Origin of the sequence: Rhizobium sp. 2YAF20 (genome assembly GCF_052114685.1) — a bacterium.
Lineage (GTDB): Bacteria > Pseudomonadota > Alphaproteobacteria > Rhizobiales > Rhizobiaceae > Rhizobium.
On record NZ_JBFRFF010000016.1, the window covers coordinates 109747 to 129275 of the forward strand.

The 19529-nt window shown below is 56.9% G+C and carries 18 protein-coding genes and 1 pseudogene; 15 read left to right on the plus strand and 4 right to left on the minus strand.

Going from position 1 to position 19529, the window contains the following annotated elements; genetic code table 11:
* Positions 1-907: 907 nt before the first annotated feature.
* The 6 genes from AB4Z52_RS19040 to AB4Z52_RS19065 all read left to right on the plus strand — a co-directional run bounded on the left by AB4Z52_RS19040 (position 908) and on the right by AB4Z52_RS19065 (position 6267).
* Positions 908-2113, plus strand: coding sequence for an ABC transporter substrate-binding protein (locus AB4Z52_RS19040; RefSeq protein WP_442219481.1), 1206 nt, complete (start codon positions 908-910; stop codon positions 2111-2113).
* Between the two features lie 104 nt (positions 2114-2217).
* Complete coding sequence (locus AB4Z52_RS19045) at positions 2218-3087, plus strand: branched-chain amino acid ABC transporter permease (RefSeq protein WP_442219482.1); 870 nt, start codon at positions 2218-2220, stop codon at positions 3085-3087.
* Entirely contained in the window at positions 3084-4052 is a 969-nt protein-coding gene (locus tag AB4Z52_RS19050; RefSeq protein ID WP_442219483.1) for a branched-chain amino acid ABC transporter permease, read from the plus strand. Before AB4Z52_RS19045 ends, AB4Z52_RS19050 begins: the two co-directional genes overlap by 4 nt.
* On the plus strand, positions 4039-4797 hold the full coding sequence (locus tag AB4Z52_RS19055) for an ABC transporter ATP-binding protein (protein ID WP_442219484.1): 759 nt from the start codon (positions 4039-4041) through the stop codon (positions 4795-4797). Before AB4Z52_RS19050 ends, AB4Z52_RS19055 begins: the two co-directional genes overlap by 14 nt.
* Entirely contained in the window at positions 4784-5479 is a 696-nt protein-coding gene (locus tag AB4Z52_RS19060; protein WP_442219485.1) for an ABC transporter ATP-binding protein, read from the plus strand. The genes AB4Z52_RS19055 and AB4Z52_RS19060 overlap by 14 nt, the downstream gene beginning before the upstream one ends.
* Before the next feature lie 14 nt (positions 5480-5493).
* Positions 5494-6267, plus strand: a complete 774-nt coding sequence (locus AB4Z52_RS19065) for an SDR family NAD(P)-dependent oxidoreductase (RefSeq protein WP_442219486.1) — start codon at positions 5494-5496, stop codon at positions 6265-6267.
* A gap of 219 nt (positions 6268-6486) precedes the next feature.
* On the opposite strand, the gene AB4Z52_RS19070 is transcribed toward AB4Z52_RS19065, so the two are convergent.
* The gene (locus AB4Z52_RS19070) at positions 6487-7269 is read right to left on the minus strand and encodes an SDR family NAD(P)-dependent oxidoreductase (protein ID WP_442219487.1); all 783 of its coding nucleotides are present in this window, start codon (positions 7267-7269) and stop codon (positions 6487-6489) included.
* Positions 7270-7426: 157 nt separating this feature from the next.
* On the opposite strand from AB4Z52_RS19070, the gene AB4Z52_RS19075 reads away from it, so the two are divergent.
* The 7 genes from AB4Z52_RS19075 (at position 7427) to panD (ending at position 13398) form a co-directional block, all read left to right on the plus strand.
* Positions 7427-8497, plus strand: coding sequence for a lactonase family protein (locus tag AB4Z52_RS19075; protein WP_442219500.1), 1071 nt, complete (start codon positions 7427-7429; stop codon positions 8495-8497).
* Positions 8498-8575: 78 nt separating this feature from the next.
* Entirely contained in the window at positions 8576-8818 is a 243-nt protein-coding gene (locus tag AB4Z52_RS19080) for a hypothetical protein (protein WP_442219502.1), read from the plus strand.
* A gap of 65 nt (positions 8819-8883) precedes the next feature.
* Positions 8884-9309, plus strand: a complete 426-nt coding sequence (locus tag AB4Z52_RS19085) for a SyrB-like regulator (RefSeq protein ID WP_442219488.1) — start codon at positions 8884-8886, stop codon at positions 9307-9309.
* A 146-nt stretch (positions 9310-9455) separates the two neighbouring features.
* Positions 9456-10046: a hypothetical protein gene (locus AB4Z52_RS19090; protein ID WP_442219489.1), complete on the plus strand. Its 591-nt coding sequence runs from the start codon at positions 9456-9458 to the stop codon at positions 10044-10046.
* A gap of 32 nt (positions 10047-10078) precedes the next feature.
* Positions 10079-10684 carry a hypothetical protein gene (locus tag AB4Z52_RS19095; protein WP_442219490.1) on the plus strand — a complete coding sequence of 202 codons (606 nt, stop codon included), beginning with the start codon at positions 10079-10081 and terminating at the stop codon, positions 10682-10684.
* A gap of 807 nt (positions 10685-11491) precedes the next feature.
* Positions 11492-12598 carry a mandelate racemase/muconate lactonizing enzyme family protein gene (locus AB4Z52_RS19100; protein ID WP_442219491.1) on the plus strand — a complete coding sequence of 369 codons (1107 nt, stop codon included), beginning with the start codon at positions 11492-11494 and terminating at the stop codon, positions 12596-12598.
* Positions 12599-12945: 347 nt separating this feature from the next.
* Positions 12946-13398, plus strand: a complete 453-nt coding sequence (panD, locus tag AB4Z52_RS19105) for an aspartate 1-decarboxylase (RefSeq protein WP_442219492.1) — start codon at positions 12946-12948, stop codon at positions 13396-13398.
* Positions 13399-14155: 757 nt separating this feature from the next.
* Here the strand turns inward: panD and AB4Z52_RS19110 are convergent.
* Both AB4Z52_RS19110 and AB4Z52_RS19115 read right to left on the minus strand, forming a co-directional pair.
* Entirely contained in the window at positions 14156-14803 is a 648-nt protein-coding gene (locus AB4Z52_RS19110; RefSeq protein WP_442219493.1) for a group II intron maturase-specific domain-containing protein, read from the minus strand.
* The gene (locus AB4Z52_RS19115) at positions 14797-15693 is read right to left on the minus strand and encodes a reverse transcriptase domain-containing protein (protein ID WP_442219494.1); all 897 of its coding nucleotides are present in this window, start codon (positions 15691-15693) and stop codon (positions 14797-14799) included. Before AB4Z52_RS19115 ends, AB4Z52_RS19110 begins: the two co-directional genes overlap by 7 nt.
* A 626-nt stretch (positions 15694-16319) precedes the next feature.
* On the opposite strand from AB4Z52_RS19115, the gene AB4Z52_RS19120 reads away from it, so the two are divergent.
* Positions 16320-16595: a DUF736 family protein gene (locus AB4Z52_RS19120; RefSeq protein ID WP_442219495.1), complete on the plus strand. Its 276-nt coding sequence runs from the start codon at positions 16320-16322 to the stop codon at positions 16593-16595.
* 134 nt (positions 16596-16729) lie between these two features.
* On the plus strand, positions 16730-19096 hold the full coding sequence (locus AB4Z52_RS19125; protein ID WP_442219496.1) for a TOTE conflict system archaeo-eukaryotic primase domain-containing protein: 2367 nt from the start codon (positions 16730-16732) through the stop codon (positions 19094-19096).
* A 36-nt stretch (positions 19097-19132) separates the two neighbouring features.
* On the opposite strand, the pseudogene AB4Z52_RS19130 reads toward AB4Z52_RS19125, so the two are convergent.
* Positions 19133-19348 (minus strand): annotated as a pseudogene (locus tag AB4Z52_RS19130) (DUF736 domain-containing protein); the annotation flags it as partial.
* Between the last annotated feature and the right edge of the window lie 181 nt (positions 19349-19529).

Here is a 19529-nt window from a genome sequence, read left to right on the forward strand (position 1 = left end):
TTTTCAGAGAGCCAAAAATCGCGGCAGAACCGCCCTTTACGCAGCAGAATAGGTTACTTTCACGGTTCATGCTGCCACAACTAAACGTTGAATTGTGATAGTTGGCTAGGCTATGGTGGCGGTTCAAAAATGCGATTCGAGGTCTAAATTTTGTTTTAGCGTGAAAGCTGAGAGGGCAAAGAAGGAGAAGTCGGAGGAACAGACGTACGTCTATCCAGAGCCTCTCCGTTTGCGAAAGTAGGCGGTCGAGGTTTTTGCGCCTCAAGTCGCCGCAACGCTTAACTTCAAAGCCGGCGATGATCTAGCCGGATTCATAGGCAAATTCGGTGGCAAGGTGGTCGTCGGATCAATTGGTGACGAGGATAGCGAAAGCGGTTCCATAATCTCCGGGTCGCTTTCCGATTTCACTATCTATCTGTCCTCTATCCAAGAGAAGTACCCGGCTGCGGTACTGCGCGCCACCAGATTGTCGACAATACCGATCCAAAACAGCGACGCGCCGAGTGGGAGCCAACTGGTTCGCGGCCGCATTTTTCAATGCCAGAAGCTGATGTTCCAGTGGCTCACGTCATTCGCCCCGAACACGCTCAGAGTTCTTTCAAAGTCAGCCGAGCAGCTGTTAAGTCCAGTGTAGAGTCATAGAGTGACGTAGATGTGCCCGAATACCGAGTACGCCTATTCTGTCGGTCGACTTAACCGATTCCACCGCATCCAGGCTTTGCGTGCGTTTCCCACATCCGTCGATAGCCCTTGCCAAAGGCCATTGGCTTCGCAGTAACGAAGGCATCTTAAGGTTACGCAACTATATATCTTGACTAACATAGTTGGCGAATATATTGTTCCTGTGATCGATCACGATCGCCGAACATTTTCAGAGAACTGCTTCAAGCGGTCGAAGGGAACAATGATGGTTATCTCGCGCAGGAATTTTCTTTCAACTACCGTCGCGGCATCTGCCGTTTTGACGTGCCCAGGTCTCGTTAAGTCCGTTTTCGCGGCCGCTGAATCCATCAAGATCGGCGTCCCTACAGGGATCACTGGAAACTGGTCGGCGCTTGGCCTGCAAATCCAGAGAGCTTGCAAGCTTTTTGAGAAGGCTACAAATGCCGATGGCGGCATTGATGGCCGGCAGGTCCAGTTTTTCTATGAGGACACCCAAGGCGACCCGGCCACATGTGTACGAAAGACATCCGAACTCATCGAGCGAAACAAGATCAACCTTGTTACCGGTATAATTTCCAGTCCGGAGTCGCTCGCGGTGATGCCGCGGCTGGAAGAGTGGAATGCTCTTTACGTCGCCAGCGTTACGGGCGTGGGCTCGATCACTGCCAAGAACTTCGTACCTAACGCCTTCCGTTCGTGCTCGTCCGGCCCCATGCGAGCTCGGACAATTGCGCTTTGGCTCGCCAAAGGTCCGGAGAAGCGGTTCTTCTCCATCGCACAGGACTACGCTTGGGGCAAAACGAGTGTTGAGACATTCGGCAAGCTCCTGGCGGGTATGAACAAAGAGCAGATTGGTTCTGTTTTGACCCCACTCGGAGCGAAGGACTATTCCAGCTACATCGCCAAGATTCGCGAGGCGAACCCCGAAGTCCTCTACGTTGCCATGAGCGGCGACGACGCGACCGCGTTCCTCAAGCAAGCAGCGCAATATCGTTTGTCGGATCGGATGAAGATCATCACCGAGGTGCTAGATCTGCTCAACACAAAGCCACTTGGCGAGGTGGGGCTCGGCCTAACGGGCGTTTCGCAGTACAATTTCGGATACGACACGCCAAAGAACGCCGAGTTCGTGAAACTGTTCAAGGCGGAATACGGCGACATCCCTGACACTTGGGAAGGCGAGAGCTGGCAGGCGCTTCAGTTTCTCCGTGAGGCCATCCTCCGGGCCAAGTCGACGGATACGGCGGCCGTTCGTGCCGCGCTTGAGGGCCTCGAGATCGACTCCGTCAAAGGGAAGGTCACAATGCGAGCTTGCGATCATCAGGCGGAGCAGCAGGTCTTCATGGCTACGCTCGAAAACCAGAGCGGTTTGCCCTATCCAACCCCCAAGATCATACAAGCATTCGCAAGTCCGGACGTTGTGCCCGAGTGCCGCAAAGATTCCTACTGATCTCAGCAGTCCAAGCCTGAGGTGAGATTGTTCAAATCTAGCGCCGGGTGGACTCCCGGCGCGCAATCATCGCACCCAGAAACCCGGCTCGTAGGAATCAAACAATGATCTCATGGCAGACGTTTCTAAACCTATCCATCAACACGCTGGCACTGGCGGCATTGCTCGCAATCATCACTGTGGGCCTGACGCTAATCTTCGGAATAATGCGCATCATGAACTTCGCACATGGTGCGGTCTACATGATCGGCGCATACGCTGGCATCTCAGTTGCAACAATCACCTCTTCATTCTGGTTGGGCTTTCTGGCAGCCCCGATAGTTTCGGGAATGATCGGCGCGCTGTTTGAGTTCTTTCTTTTGAGGAGGCTGTACGGTCGCGACGGCGGAAACTTCCTTCTCGTTACCTTCGGCATGAGCCTCGTCCTGACGGAGAGCACGAGACTGATATGGGGACCGAACACCCGCGACGTCGCATTGCCAGATGCACTTTCGAGCGTGGTTTGGTTGGCTGGCGAACCCTTTCCCGTGTATCGGCTCTTCCTTATCGCCGTCGGTGTCGTGGTACTGGCAGGCTTGACCTTTGTCTTCTTGCGCACACGGCTTGGGCTCCTGGTTAGAGCCATTTCGCAGAATGCGGAGATGACCAGCGCTCTTGGGATCAACGTCGCAGTCATCAGATCACTGACGTTCACCGCCGGCTGTATGTTTGCCGGACTGGGAGGATATCTCGCCGTGCCTTTGATCAGCGGATACATCGGCATGGGTAGCGCCGTCATCATCGACGCTTTTGTTATCGTCATGATCGGAGGCATGGGGAGCTTCATTGGTTCCGTGTTCGGAAGCGTTTTGGTCGCGGCAACGCAGACGTTTGGGAATTTCTACCTGCCCGAGTTTGCCTTGATTGCTACGTATGTCCTGATGATCTGCATTCTGCTATACCGACCTGGTGGTCTGTTCGGGGAGGCTGAATGATGAAGATCACGGCCCCTTTAGTTGTCCTACTGCTGGCGCTCTCCCCTCTGGCTATCTCCGGATATCAGGTATCAATCCTGATCGAAATTCTGATCTTTTCCCTGTTCGCAATGAGCCTCGATATCCAGGTCGGCTACGCTGGGATGTTTTCGTTCGGCCACGCAGCTCCCTATGGAGCCGGAGCGTATGTGGCTGCCATCGCACTCCTTGACGGGTGGTCACTTCCTCTTGCACTCGTCATGGCTACGGGAGCGGTCATCGTCCTTGCGTTGCCGATCGGTTGGCTCTGCACAAGAGCCAACGGCGTGGCGTTTGCAATGTTGACGCTCGCTTTCGCGCAACTAGCTTTCGCCATCACTTTCAAATGGGACGGCGTTACGGGAGGATCGGACGGCCTTTCCGGTCTGGCAAGAAACCCGGGACCTTTTGAACTTAATTGGTTCACATCTCGGGAAGGCTACTTCTGGCTGACCTTGGCCATTGTCGTCGTCTTATTTCTCGTCTCGCACAACTTCGTCCGGTCACCTCTCGGAACCGCGATCGTCGCAGTCCGCGAGAACGAAAAGCGTTCCAGGGCTATCGGCTATAACCCGCGCCTGTTGCGGCTATCAGCATTCGTATTCTCCAGCGCGTTGGCCGGAGTGGCAGGAGCGCTTCACGCAGGTTTTCTTCTGTTCGTTTCTCCAGAACTCGTTCACTGGACATTGTCTGGTCAGGTTTTGATTGCCGTGGTTCTGGGCGGGGCAGGAACTCTTATCGGTCCTATGGTCGGTGCCGCGATAATCGTCCTGGCGAGCCATCAGCTCAGTGGTGTCACCGAGAGCTGGCAGTTGTTCATGGGCATTCTCTTCATCTTGATTGTAGTCGCTGCGCCCAAGGGTCTGTGGGGTATTCGATCTTCGATGCTGCACGTGTACCGCCTTCGAAAGGAACGAGCCTTGGAGGATCGTCATGTCGCTTCTTGAGTGTGTTGGCTTGACTAAATCCTGGGGCGCTCTCACCGCGGTCGACAACGTCGACATTTCGGTCAAGCCAAGGGACGTCGTTGCCGTCATCGGCCCCAATGGTGCGGGCAAATCGACTTTGTTCGACTTAATCGCAGGTTGTGTGGGAAAGACCGCGGGGCGCGTCCTTTTCTGCGGCAGTCAGGTCGAGCATCTGCCGGATGAAACATTGGCACGCCGTGGTTTGAGCCGCACCTACCAGATTACGTCTCTCTTCCAGGAACTGACGGCCCTGGAAAACGTCAGGCTAGCGCTACAGGCGAGCAGCAATAGGCGTCTGCGTCCAATGTTTTCTCGTGATTTTGTCCTCCAAACCGAATCCGATGCCACGTATTGGCTCGATAGGGTGGGTCTGCGATCTCATCGAGACGTCGTTGCAAAGACGATGTCCCATGGTGACCAGAGGCTGTTGGAGATCGCAGTGGCTTTGGCCGTGAAGCCCAAGTTGCTGCTGCTCGATGAGCCTACCCAAGGCATGTCACTTGAGGAAACACGTAGTACGGTGGCCCTTCTTAAAAGCCTGCTCGACGAAGGGGACATGGCCGTTCTACTGGTCGAACATGACCTCGACGTTGTCTTCGGACTTGCCCATAGGATCGTCGTCCTGGATCGAGGCAAGAAGATTGCGGATGGTTTGCCATCCGATGTTCGTGAAGATCCGGCCGTGCAACAAGCCTATCTGGGGACACACCATGCTGCAAGTTAGAGGAGTTGAAGCCGGATACGGCACCGGGACAGTGCTGCACGGAGTGACACTTGATGTTCCCAAGGGCGAGGTGACCGCCGTGGTTGGCCGCAACGGGGTCGGAAAGAGCACCACACTCAAGGCTATACTCGGCCTTCTCCCCATCCAAAAGGGGAAGGTTACACTAGAAAACAATGACCTGACGGGGTGCAACCCGCATTCGATTGTGCGTGCGGGAATCGGATACGTTCCCGAGGGACGTCAAATCTTTCCCAAGCTTACGGTGCTCGAGAATTTACGGGTTGGACAGCGCCGCCGCCCCAAGGTCTGGACCGAGGAAAGAATCCTCGAACTGTTTCCGAACCTGCGAGCACGGACAAATAACCTCGGCCACGCTTTGTCGGGAGGCGAACAGCAAATGCTCGCGATCGGCCGGGCTCTTGTGACCGATGTGAAGGTCCTGATGCTGGACGAGCCCACCCAGGGTCTCGCGCCCAACGTCGTGAACCAGATCGGTGAAGTAATCAAACGCCTGAAAGAAGAGAGCGTTGCAGTACTGCTCGTGGAGCAGAACCTCAATTTGACGGAGGACGTCGCGGACCGTGTTCTCGTGATGTCGAAGGGTAACGTCGTAGAAACCTGCGGCATCCGGGAGTTTCGCGAAGACGGCGAAGCGATCCGCAACAGATGGCTTACGATTTGAATGAGGAGATACCTATGATTTCATTGAACGGCGCACCACTGCTGCAGGGCAAGGTGGCGGTTGTTACTGGTGCCGGCCAAGGCATGGGCAAAGAGATCGCACTAGCGCTGGCAAAGGCGGGAGCAATCCTAGCGATAGCAGATAACAACGCAGATACGCTCTCAGGGACAGCAGATGAAATTGCCGCCCTGGGAGGCAAAGTCGAGGCTTTTGTTTGGGATGTTGCCGATCCCGCCGCGGCGGTCGAAGTTGCTGAGAAGGTAAGTCGCTCCTTGGGCGATTGCGCAATCCTCGTGAACAACGCCGGGATACATCGGCGAGGGCTGACCGGTTCGCCGGAACATCTCGATACGTGGAAATCGGTGATGTCGGTCAATTTAGACGGTATAATGTACGGCGTGACGGCGTTTCTCGAGCAGCTCAAGAGGACCAAAGGATGCATCGTCAATCTGGCATCAATTCAGTCCTACGCGGCGGCTCCGAACGACACCACAGCCTACACCACGAGTAAGGGCGGGGTTCTGATGTTGACCAAGGCGCTGGCGGTGGAGCTTGCGCGATATGAGATCCGAGTCAACGCGGTGGCTCCAGGGTTTATCGACACGCCGCAGACAGCTGCGTCAAGGTCGAACCCGGATCGCGTGGCGTTTGTAATGTCGCACACACCCATGAAAAGAGCGGGTCGCGCCTACGAGATCGCCGGCCCCGTCGTTTTCCTCGCGTCTCCACTCGCCAGCTTTGTCAACGGGGCGGTCTTGCCCGTTGATGGTGGGTTCCTGGCACTTTAATGTGTGGTGAAGTCATACGCGAGTTGTTCTCTGGCTATAACGACGATCCTGCGGCGGGGTTGGTGTGCACATTCGGTAACGTGGGCGGGTACTCGGAAGTCGTCCTGATCAAATCCATATCGTTTCACCCCCGAGGTGAGCGATGGGGACGCCTGCGCTCGACGAACGCGAAACTGGGTGGCTCTGCGGAAGATCCACCCAGTTTCGCCAGCATCGCGTTTAGCGAGCGGAGTAACCGCCGTCGATTACGATGTCAGCGCCTGTGACATAACGGGCTTCGTCTGAAGCGAGGTAAAGAACGGCAGCGGCGACGTCTTCCGGACCTCCCATCATGTTCAAGGGCTGCAAAGCGGTCGCCGCGCGGAGAGCTTCGTCGTAATCCGGATGCTCTGAGCGCAATTCATCACGTACCATGTCCGTCAGTATCCAGCCGGGCAGAACCGCGTTCACACGGATCTTGTATTTGGCGTAGTCCATGGCATCGTTTTTCGTCATCGCGAGGACTGCGCCCTTCGCGGCATGATAGGGCGCGATGCCACCGAAAGACAGGATCGCCGCAACCGAGCAGAGATTTACAATAGAACCTGAGTTCCGATGCATCATGATAGGAAGGGTGTGCTTGGTAGCGAAGAAGACTCCTTTGGTATTTACGCCCTGCAGGGCGTCCCATTCCTCTTCACTCACTTCGTGCGTAGACTTCCAGGGTCGGACCACACCTGCGTTGTTCACCAAAATGTCGATGCCGCCGAAGTCGCGGTTGATGCTATCGATGGCGTCCTTGACCTGCGTTTCCTTACTAACGTCAACGACGTAAGTGCGTAATGTCTCACCATTATCAATTGCCTCTGAGACAGCGGCACACGCCCTCTCGTTAACATCGATCAGCGCCACCCGAGCTCCTTCGGCCAGAAAACGCTCGACACACGCTCTACCGATCCCCGCCGCGCCTCCTGTGACCACGGCGATTTTTCGAGAAAGTCTTTGCAAAGTACGCTCCTTCATAATGTGAAAGCCGCTCCAAACGGACGGCGATCTTGAAATACTACATAGTTCTTATACATACTTCAAAGTCTGATTTGACCCTGTATTCTAACTTCAATGGGCAGCCAGCCAGCATGGGCAGTCGGACAAGGTGGACAAATTGAACTCGCGATTATATGTGGCAGTAGGTTGCCTCAACCGTGACGCGCCGTACTACGAGCCAGCGAAAGGCAGGGGACTTTCGATATTTTCGCTGGATGAAGACACGCTCCATTTCGAGGAGCTGGCAGTGACAACCTCGATCGACAACCCTGCGTACATCAGTGTTGATAAGAGAGGTTTTATCTATACGACATCCGAGGTCTCCGGGTGGTACGAGGGCCTCGTAAGCGCGTTCAGGTTTGACGCGTCTTCAGGGACGCTCCTATACCTCAACCAGCAGCCGACGCTAGGCAGTATTGCGGTCCACAACGCCGTCTCGAGCGACGGGCGGTTTGTGCTAGTTGCCAACTATTCATTGGGGCAGGGTCCTCCAGACCGGTCGGTCGCGGTGTTTCCGATCCAGAATGACGGATCGCTCGGCACGGTCTGCCACTCAATCCGGCTCGTGGGTGACCTTGGCCCGAATCCGGATCGCCAGGAACGTTCACATGCGCACATGATCTCTGAAACGCCTGAAGGTGGCACTTTCATATTTCCGGATCTGGGCTTGGACAAAGTCTTCGCTTATTCGATCGGAGCAGAAGGGGAGCTGTCTGAGACAGCGTCGGTCAATGTACATCCCGGCGCGGGGCCGAGACACGTGGCCCAGCATATCAACGGTCGCTTCATCTATGTGATTAACGAGGTCGACTCCACCATATCTGTACTGAAGCGAGACGGCGAAACACTAGTCGTCATCCAAACTGTCGCGGCTAATCAGCCCAATTCTCGACCTGACAGCGCGGATATCCACCTCTCTCAAGATTGCCGCTTTCTGTATTGCTCCAATCGAGGCACGCATAGCATTTCGGTTTTTGCCGTCCAGCCTGAATTAGGCGTGCTTCTGCCCGCCGGAAATATGTCCTCTGGCGGTCTCCTGCCGAGAAGTTTCTTCCTTACGCCGAGCGGCCGTCACCTGCTGGTAGGAAACCAGGACTCCCATTCGATAGCGGTCTTTCGGCGAAATCCTGACAGTGGCGAACTGGCCGACACTGGCAGCCGCCTCGCAATCGGTAGTCCTGTCTGCGTAAAGGCATTCTATCTCTGATCGCAAGAAGCGCACAGCCTGGGCTCCTGAAGAAGCCGTACGGGCCGACTGTCGGATATCCATGGTGAAGCCCTTCGGTTGTGGATCGCATCAGCCCTGTCCGGCGACACCAGCGTCCGGCGGCTGGAGGACATGGGCCAGCGGCGGGCCGACAAGTTCGCCATGGCCAAGGCGATTGCCTCGGGCGACGAACGGCTGATGCAGAAGGCCGGGCTGGAGGCCGAGATCACCCGTCTCGACCGGTTGCGCGCCGGCCATGGCCATGAATTCGAACGAATTTATAGGATCCGGGCCACCTGGCGTCGAAAACATAGTCTGTAGTGAAGCCTCTGTTGACACCAGCTCTTGCGCAGTCGAAAAGAATCGCACCGCACATGGAGATACCGATGACTGACGAAAACGAAAAAAGCGCGATAAGTGAAGTTGTGACAACGGATACGCCAACAGAAGTGCCTGCACCGAAGAAGCTGCGTGGGCCGCGTCGTCTTAAGACCGCCACTGAGGCAACGGTGTCTGAGCCTTCGGCAATCAGCGTAAAGACAGCAAAGGTCCCACGCAAGAAGCGGGTGCCACGAGTGGAAGCGGCGCCGGCTGTTGCCGAAACACCCGCCACGGCAAAGGGTCGCATCAAAGGGCCGAGGAAAGCCAAGTCCGTCACCCGAGCCGAAGTCCCGAAAGCGGCGCCTGTCACGGCAGGCGACGAGATGGCCGACCTCATCCGGCTCGAGGAAGAAAACAAGCGACTTCGCGCGGCTCTGGCCGAAAAACTGCGCGCGGAAAATGCCGATCTGCGCAAGCGCCTCGGCCTTTGATCTGATAGAACCGGGCAGTGGATCGGTTGTGCGACCGAAGCTATCCACTCTGTTCCTCGCCAGTTTAATAAGCCCCGGCTCGTTGACGAGCCGGGATGGAGCGCTGCAGCACGTTCGCGGTGTCTGGCGTTCGGAGTGAAGCACCTATGAAACCACCATGGAAGTACCTTGCGCAACTGATGTCGCGGCGACAACCGCCTGAGGTGCCAGACCAAACGATTGCGCGCGACGGCGATCGCAAGCTTGTCGAAATAGAACTGCGGCCAGCGCCTGCGATTGTGTTGGCCTCACCGGAAACAGCTGCCGATCCTGTCCATAACGATATTAGCCGATCGAACGATATCGCTGAGACAGAGAACGGCCCCAAGAGCGATGCCAGTAAAGCCGCGCCGGTATCGCTGCCGCCCGAGGAGCAAAAGGTCGGTGCGATCAATGCGCCGCACCAATCGGGTTCCGATGTGCCAGCGTTGACGCCAACAAACTCACCTCAAACCCGTCAGACGAAACCTTCGTGGGCCCAAAAAAAAGGCCCACTCAATGCGGTTGAACAAAGCACTGCAGTCGCCGCCGATGAGAAGCCGGTATCACAAACTCCAGCGTCGTCTGCAAACCCATTCTTCGACGAGGCGGCCAGCCTGGACGAAGACATCAAGCAGCTCAAAGACCAATTGGCGCAAAAGCTGCGCTTACAAAATGCCCAGCTCCGAAAAATGCTCGAGCGTTTCGAACGCTCCTGAGCCCGCGTGACGGTATCCAGAGAAACAAACGTATGAAAACACAGCAGCGCAGTTTCGTCGTCGAAATCAAATCGACGCGCAGACGTTCAAAAATGCAGCCGAAGTCAATTTGGGGCGATACCGATTTCAAGGCGCTCGCCCGTGAGGCAGAGGCCGAGCATCGGTTTAAGGCAGGCGTCGTTTCGGGGACCTCTGGACCCGAAGAGAAGGCGCCGCCCGGTTTGGATCGGCAAACGGAGGTCGCAGACACCATCGAGGTTGCTGAAGATCAGCATTTTGTGGCGCCGTTGATCGAAGCCGATCAGATCCATCAATTCCGGCAAGATCAGGTTTCAACGAACAGTGACGTTGTAGACGCGGTGGCAGACGCGCCTAAGCATCGGCCGAGACGGGCGTCCCGGCGTCATGAGACCCGCGCCGAATTGGTCGTCGAGGATGTGAGCGATGTCTCCCCTTCGCGTGCGGCGGTCGTTGGAGATGAGATATCTTCCGATGAACTGGCCTTCCTCGAGGAAGAGAATCGGCACTTGAAATGGCTTCTGGCGGAACACCTGCGTCAGCAGAATGCGGGCCTTAGAAAGATGCTTGAGCGATTTGAGATTGTATTGTGTACTGGCGGTTCTGTCGCAAACTTTTGAAAGGATCGCAGAAGCCACTATCGCTGGACACAATTATGCTGCGAGCGATTCGACGGGCTCCAGTGAAATCCCGTTTCGCTCCGGAACGACTTCTTACGGACTGCCGCGCAGGTGGATTTCACCACGGCGGGGTGTGATAGAGATGGGGTTTCTGTTCCTTTGCGGGTGGCTTACCGCTCTCGAAAGTGAGGACATCACAGATGGTTCTCAATCTGTGGAGGTGCCGCACCACGATATCTCTCACCTTGGCCGATCCGTCACGGATGTCGATGGCCAACAAGCTATGCCACCATAACCCTTGCGTTCTTTTGGGCTGTCTGCGCATCGATTTGATTCCAACTTTGCTTGTTTTAGTCCTTGCAAGGAGCCATTAAATTGGGGTCGGCCCCGACAGGCAAGATTTTTCATACTCGAAAGAATTTATTTAGGCCATATAGTCTTATTTGAGCTATTCACATCAGACTCGCTTCGCCAAGCGCGCTCCAAAGCGATGTCCTCCACGAATGCGCAGCAGCTTTGGAGCATCGCTCCCGGTGTGAATGGATTCTGCTCTTTGATGCAGTGACTATGCCGTGGTTGTCTTGCAGCGGACGGACTTGGGGCGTGCAAGTGAAGTATACCCCTTCAAAGATCAGCCACCGCTCAATTCCGGATCCATGCACCGACGCTACACGGTGGCGCTCGCACGAGGGCCGCCGAGCCGAGACTTCGCCAAAATGAAAGAATCAGGTTGACGAGGTACTGTCCAGTTTTATAAAGTGACCGGATAGTCCGCTAGAAATACCCGAGAGAATTATTGGAGCAGCTATGAAAATCACCAGAATTTCTCTCTACCATCTCGAACTCCCACTCATCGAGCCTTACCATCTTTCGCGTGGGCGCAGGTTTGAAAAGTTCGAGTCGACTTTCGTTAAAATAGATACCGATAGCGGCATTAAGGGTTGGGGCGAACTTGCTCCGTGGGGTAACAACTATCTACCAGCTTTCCCGGGCGGCATCCGCATGGCTATTGCAGCTCTTGCACCGCATCTCATCGGCCGCGATCCTCGCGAAGTTGAGGTACTCAATCGACTTATGGACGAGGTTTTGGCGGGGCACATCTATGCCAAGGCCGCGGTCGACTACGCTCTGTGGGATATTTTGGGTAAGGCGGTGGAACTTCCCATTTACGCTCTCCTTGGAGGCAAAGAAGTGTCCAATGAGATGCCGTTGGTCAGCAGTATCCACGTAGATACGCCGGAGGCAATGCTCAAGAATATCGAGCATTGGAGGAGTCTCGGATATCGGCGGCACTCGATCAAACTTGGCGATTCCGTTTCAAGCGACATCGACCGCGTTATGCACCTCGCGGATAAACGGAAGACCGGAGAAGAGTTCATCTTCGATGCGAATGGGGGCTGGTCTCCTTTGGAAGCTGTTCGAATCCTGAACGCCGTTTCTGACAAGGAAGCCTGGTTTGAGCAGCCTTGCATCAACTATGATGAGTGCCTCGCGGTGCGCAGACAGACCCGTCAGGCGCTTTCCCTTGACGAATGCATCGTGGATATGCGCGACCTCGTGCGAGCGATAAACGACCGCGCCTGCGAAGTAGTCAACATCAAGGTCGCTCGTGTGGGAGGCATCACGAAAGCAAGGAAGCTGCGCGACCTATGTCTTGCCTATGATATCTCAATGCTTGTGATGTGCATGGCCGGGACCGTGATTAACGATACCGTAGGAGCGCACTTCGGTCAGACGATCCCCGGAAATAGGTTCGTCGGAACTTGGAGTTGCCAGGAGATGGTGACTGTCGATCCCGCGCCAGGTCGTGGAGCTCGCAACGTGAACGGCAATATGACTCCTCCAGATCTTCCGGGTCTTGGCGTTGAACCTGACCTGGAGTTGCTTGGTGAGCCCGCCGCGGTTTTTGCATAAGAAAGCAACCAGTTTTCTGAAAGAATAATGCCCGTTTCAATTTGAAATGGCGCTCGATTTTAGACGCGCATATCGGCCCGCGCGCAATGCATAGAATCGGAAGACAGCAGCCGGATTGATGACGACATTGCCGAAGGTTTCCGCGAGGCGGCCGAGTAGGCATACACTCGCCACCTAAGGCTTCGCCGCCCGGCCCGCCTGACGGCGCTTTTGTTTCAGCGTCAGCCCAAAGCGAACGGCGATCTTGGGGGATTGAAACATTGAGCGCTAGTGGATTCGATGTTTGAGTGTCTTCCAGTCGAGAGACCTTGCTCTAATAAAGCCCACGAAACGCAAGCGGAGAAACGATGAGAAAGCTGGTCGCGGGGAAACTTCACGGCATCACCGTGACAGAGGCGAACCTCAACTACCATGGGTCCATTACACTCGACCCGGACCATTGCGAAGAAGTCGGTATTCTCCCCATGGAGTTCGTCGAGATCTGGAACAAGAATTCCGGGGCGCGGATTTCCACCTACGTCATCCTGGGGCTACGTGGCTCGAGGTGCTGCATTCTAAACGGAGCTGCCGCGCGCACATGTCAGCCCGGTGATCAAGTCATCATCTGCAACTCGGTCTATCTCGATGAAACGCGGATAACGTCGTTGAAGCCCAAAGTGCTCACGTTTGACGAAGACAACCGTGTTCGCGACAGGTTGAGCTATTCAGTCGATGTCGATGTGCAAGGACGATACACGTTCGACATCCTCGATGAGGCGAATACAGCAATGCCCATCCCACTACTCGTGTCTGGTACATAGCAACTCCCGAGGCACCTCCACGCATGTCGTGGGCAGGCCTGACGAAACTGGAGGCTGCCATGAACAGGGGGTCTCAATCTTCGCACTGGAAACCGGCTGAAAGATCGACGCGAGTTGCGGCGCGTGCCTGTTGAGATGAGGCGGCCATACAATTGAACGTTTGCTACGCGGCATATCGACAAATCGGCGAGAAACAGCTTGGCGCCAACCCCGCAGGTGCGTCGAAGCGAGCGATCAAGCCTGGCGTTTGTGAGCTTGGTGTGCTGGAGCAAGGGGCAGGGCGTTTCCCACGGATCACCGCCCGATGACGTCATTGCCGTAATCCTTGCGATCTGTCAGCTGCCTCACCCACTGCGGCCTCGATGGGGCATGTCTTGCCCGAAGACCGCCGAGCTGCAACTCGGCTCGATCGGCATCCGCAACGGCCGGCTCGTTTTCTTCCCCTGTCTGCAACCACCCCACGCGACAGGTCGCGCGGGGACCCCGGATCGCCGCCATTCCTCGCGAGCCAAGAAAGCCTCACCCTTGGCCGTCCTCCACTCTCGTTTCGGCCTTACAGGTGCGGGCCGATCGTCCCCGGTCTTATCGACAGCCATCGAGGCCGCGGTGGGCGCGGCCCGAGCAACAGAAAAGTAGAGTAGGAGCACAGCGCCTGCCTGCCTCGCGGCAGGTGGTTTCTGCACCCCTCTCGCCGAACCGGACGTGCAAGTTTCCAAGCCACCGGCTCTCCATGCATGGCTATTGCCACGGGTGGTCCTCACACGGACATGAGGGTGTCGAACGATGCCCAGAAGCGATCAGCTCCTTTTCTGAACTTCTCGTCAGGGTCGTTCCATCCGTTTGGTATTCGTATGCCCCGGAACGGGAAGCGGATCGATCCTCCTTCCCGGAAGAACCGCAGCGATTTCGGTCCGTCGACCCATCGCCAGCGGCTTTCGGGCGCTGTCGCGCGGAAGCGGCGACACAGTTCACGCCATGTCGCCTTTCGATGCTTCTTGCGCAGCCATCGCCCAATGCGCTCCCATAGCCACCAATCCAGACCGGAGAAGTCCCGCGTGGCCCATGTGGCGTAGCGGTAGTAATTTCGCCAGCCGGTGATGACCGGGTTGAGGCTCTCGATGAGATTGGCGAGGGATTGACCTGTCGGTGTCTCCTTCACCCTGACCTTGATCTTGTGGCGCAAATCCTTCAGCTTGCTCTTCGGAATGAAGAGATTGCCGACCATACGACCGGTGCGGCGAGCCTTGGTTTGCACCACCCGATAGCCGAGGAAGTCGAAGCCTTCCCCAACCCGGGTGATCCTGGTCTTTTCCATCGACAGTTCCATGCGCAATTCCTGCTGTAGGAACTGCGACAGCGCCAGCTTTTCGGTCTCCGCTTCCTCGCGTGTTCCGTCCGTCAGCACGACGAAGTCGTCGGCATATCGAACGGCGAAGAATGTCGGCCTGTTTCTCCGGCGGTCGTAAAGCCGCCGATCGGCTGCATTCTGCGGTCGCTCGCGAGGACGCATCGACCACCGTCCATACCTCTCGTCAATGGCAGCCAGATAGCAGCCAGATAGATGTTGGCCAGCAATGGCGAGATGATGCCACCTTGCGGGGTACCCGTAACAGGGTGGCGGACGGAGCCCTCGATCATGACACCGGCTTTCAGGAAGGCGAGCACCAGCCCAAGGACCTTGCGATCCGCGATACGGTAGCGTACCCGTTCCATCAGCACATGATGATCGACGGCGTCGAAGCAGCCCTTGATGTCCCCTTCGATCACCCAGCGATACTCGGAGGTGCCGCTCGGTGTGGGGTGCAAATGACGCTGGATGTTCGCCAGCGCATCATGGGTGCTCCTGCCGGGCCGGAAGCCGTATGAGGTCGGATAGAAGTCCGCCTCGAAGATCGGTTCCAGCGCAAGCTTCAAAGCCATTTGTACCAGTCGGTCTTTGAGCGTCGGAATGCCGAGTGGACGTACCTTGCCGGGTTTACCCGGTTTGGGGATCAGCCTTTGCCTGACAGGCTCTGGCCGATATGTGTCGCCGCGCAGCTCGTTTCGAATATCCTCGATGAACTGCGTAGCGCCGCCCGGCCGCTCTTCGACCGTTTTCCGCGTGACGCCATCGGTTCCCGGTGTTCGACTGCCCTTGTTACGGGACAATCGTCGCCAGCTTTCCGAGAGCGTCCTGCGGTCGCATACGATGTTGAACAGGTCCGCGAACACTTTGTCGGCGTCCGCGACACTCCACCTGTGAAGTTTGCGCTGCATGTCGAGGACGAACACGGTATTCACCGCATCGGGCTTCATCGGCCCACCTCCTGCCGGCTTGCTTCACTCACTGTCTCCCTTCGCCATGTGGACGGCTTTCCCGCCCTCGGACTACTATGGAGACTCCGCCCCCTGCCGCGCCGATCATCGGTCGCCTCGATCATCTCGCGCAATCCTGCGAGAGAGAACACGGCAAGGTTCCCAAGTTCACCTGATGTTCCTTCGCCTGCCGTAGGGACCGACTTTACCCCGTGAGAACTCTGACCATCGGCCACCGCAAGCTGGGCCGCTGGCTGACGCGCGCGACTGCGCACGCCCCTGACCCCCGGCAATCCAGCGGGGATCGGCGCTTCTCCGGTCTTTCGACCGACCTGCCCACTTCCGGTTTGGCAGGTTCCATGTTGCAACGAGGCTTCAGACATCGGTTCGATTACTCTTCCCATAGCAGGCATGCTCGCCGGACGGGCCACGGGCGGAAGTCCCTGACCCTCCGACTTTGACGGGTTCTGCTTATTTATGGCTTGCCAAAGGCACTCGGCTTACCTCACCCGTCTGCTTCAGCCCCCGCGCTTGCGGCGCGTTGGCGGCAGGGTCTCCCACCCTGCAGGGGCAAAAGGCGCGCGTGACGGTTTCCAGCCATCACTCTTGGCGCACGGAATAGGACAATGGCAACCATCGGCTCTTTCACCGCTTCCGGCAACGGCTTCAACGGCACCATCAAGACCCTCAACCTCAACGTCAAGGCAACCATCCGCGCCGTCGAGCGTGCTACCGAAAAGGGTCCCGACTTCCGCATCCTCGCAGGTAATGTCGATTATGCGAAGAGCAGGATTATGCGGAGTGTCGGTCGCTGGATCCTGCTTTTGCCGGTGTTTGCGGTGGATTTTACTCCGCATAATCCCGGAGCCTTCTGTGCGGCTGAGATGGATAGTGCGTCTTAAAATGCAGACATCTTTGGCCTATGCTGATCCCGACGATCATTTAGGCGAAAGCTGCAAAGTTGGCGGAAAAGAATGATGCTTGGGAGAACATTGCTCGCATTCGGCGGCGGTTAGCCGATCTGATTGAAGAGCGGATGGCGCTTGAGCGTGAACTGGAAGCGTTTGAGCAACAGCTGATTTCCGATAGCCAGGTTGCCGCCGAGATGCCAGCCTTCACCGATGCCCCTGTTACCAACAGCTCGCCGTCGATGGAGAAGGTGGAGTTATTCCGGCAGTTGTTTGCCGGGCGCCCCGATGTCTTTCCCGTGCGATGGGAAAATAGAAAGGATGGACGCACCGGCTATTCGCCATCCTGTTCCAACGAGTGGGTGAAAGGAATCTGCGGCAAGCCGAAGGTGAAATGCGGGGACTGCCCGCATCAGGCTTTCATTCCATATTCCGAAGATATCATAGAAAGGCACCTTCGTGGCGGCGATGCCCGCTCAAGCGACTTTGTTGCCGGCGTATATCCATTGCTGCAAGACGAGACATGCTGGTTCCTTGCTGCCGACTTCGACAAGGAAAGTTGGGCGGACGATACCAGAGCGTTGCTGGCAACCTGTCATGCAAAAGGAATTGCCGCAGCCCTTGAACGGTCGAGGTCGGGAAACGGCGGCCATGTCTGGATATTCTTCTCAGAACCCGTTCCCGCGAGGATCGCCCGACAACTTGGTGCCGCGCTCATAACAGAGACGATGGAAAACCGCCCCGAGATCGGCTTCACGTCTTATGACCGTTTCTTTCCCAACCAGGATACCATGCCACTTGGCGGCTTCGGCAATCTGATCGCGCTTCCCCTGCAAAGGAAAGCCCGAGAAAACGGCAATAGCGTTTTTGTCGATGGCGACCTGCAACCCTACGACGACCAGTGGGCATACCTGTCGTCTTTACCCAGGTTGTCGGCGGACGAAGTGTTCAGGATCGCCGACGAAGCCGAGTTGTCGGGGCGGGTCTTGGGCGTCCGGATGCCGGTCGATGACGAACATGCCGATGAGCCGTGGAAGATGTTGCCGTCACGTCGTAGCGAGCCGCGGCGAATTGAGGCTGCGATCCCGCAAAGCATCAAGGTCGTGATTGCCGACCAGGTTTACATCGATAGGACCGAGCTTCCGTCCGCGCTGATTGCGCAGTTCGTGCGCCTGGCAGCATTCCAGAACCCGGAATTCTATCGTGCGCAAGCAATGCGATTGCCGACATTCGGCAAGCCGCGGATCATCTCCTGTGCCGAGCTTCATCCACGCCATGTCGCGCTGCCACGAGGCTGCTTCGACGAAGCAATTGAGCTCATTAAGAGCCATGGCTCGACCGCCATTCTGGAGGATCACCGCGAAGACGGAGATGCGCTACCCGCCGGCGTCTCGTTCCAAGGGGAACTGCGACGGCCACAATCGCGGGCCTTTGATGCTTTTGTCGCCAACGATAACGGCGTGCTCGCCGCCACGACCGCCTTCGGCAAGACAGTTGTCGCAGCTGCACTCATTGCACATCGAAGCCGCAACACGCTTGTTCTTGTTCATCGCAGGGAGCTTCTCACCCAGTGGGTAGAGCGTCTGAGTTCCTTCCTGAGCATCGACCCAAAGCAGATCGGCATTATCGGTGGCGGGAAAAGGAAGCCAACAGGGGTCATCGATGTGGCGCTGATCCAAAGCTTGGTTCGCAATGGCGAGGTCGATGACATCGTGGGAAATTACGGTCATCTGATTGTCGACGAGTGCCACCATCTGTCCGCTACAAGTTTTGAACTTGTCGCTCGCAGGTCCAAGGCGCGATACGTGGTTGGCCTATCAGCGACGGTCGCCCGAAAAGACGGACATCATCCGATTATCTTCATGCAATGCGGCCCCGTTCGCCATCGGGTCGATGCAAGAGTTCAAGCTGCCGAGCGTGGTATTCGCCACCGTGCCCGAGACCGTTCGACGAAGTTTGAGTTGCCAGCGTCACTTGTCTCGGCCGAGCGCCCGTCAATGCCAGCGATCTATGCGGCCCTTGCGCAGGACCAAGGCCGAAATGACCTGATATTCGATGACGTGCTGAAATCCCTTGAGGCCAGACGTTCGCCCATACTGCTGACGGAGCGTAAGGATCACCTCGACTATCTCCAGCAGAAGTTCTCGCCGTTCGTGAAAAATCTGGTGGTGCTGCGCGGTGGCATGTCGGCGAAGGATCGCAAGCAGGCCAACACGGCGTTGAATGTCGCAGACGATGATGAGCGTCTGATACTTGCGATAGGGCGCTATATCGGGGAAGGCTTCGATGACGCCCGGCTCGACACGTTGTTCCTCACCATGCCGATCGCCTGGAAAGGAACTTTGGCGCAATATGTCGGACGTCTGCATCGTCAGCATGATGGCAAGAAAGACGTCTTGGTCGTCGATTACGTCGATAGCACCGTTCCCGTTCTGGCCCGGATGGCGGCAAAGCGACGAGTGGGCTATCGCGCGCTGGGCTATGTGATCGAATGAGGGCGCCCCGCAGTGAGCGGGGCGCCTTGGTGCTGTTTAGCGGGACCAGATGAGCTTGTGCTCGCCTTTGTCGCCCTGGACGAGGGAGGCATAGACCGGAGCCGTGAAGGACGGATCGTCGAGCTTGAGCGAGAGGTATTCGGCGCCGGTTTCGCGGGCGGTCCGGCTCCAGCCGGCTCCGAACTCGACACCCGTTGCGGTGACGCGGAAGTCGGGTGCGCGGTCGTTGTCGCGGTCGCAGGGCTTGATGCTGTAGGGGAAGGGGGAAGAAGGTCGGCGGAGCCGTTGCAGACCAAGGCCGGGCCGGTGCCAGACCAGCCCAAAAGAGAGGCCGTAACGGAGGCTTCATGGCATCACCGGCAGAGAATGACATGAATGACCGGCACCCCCATCAGCACGTTCAGCGCTACCGGTACTGCACCCTTCCCACTGG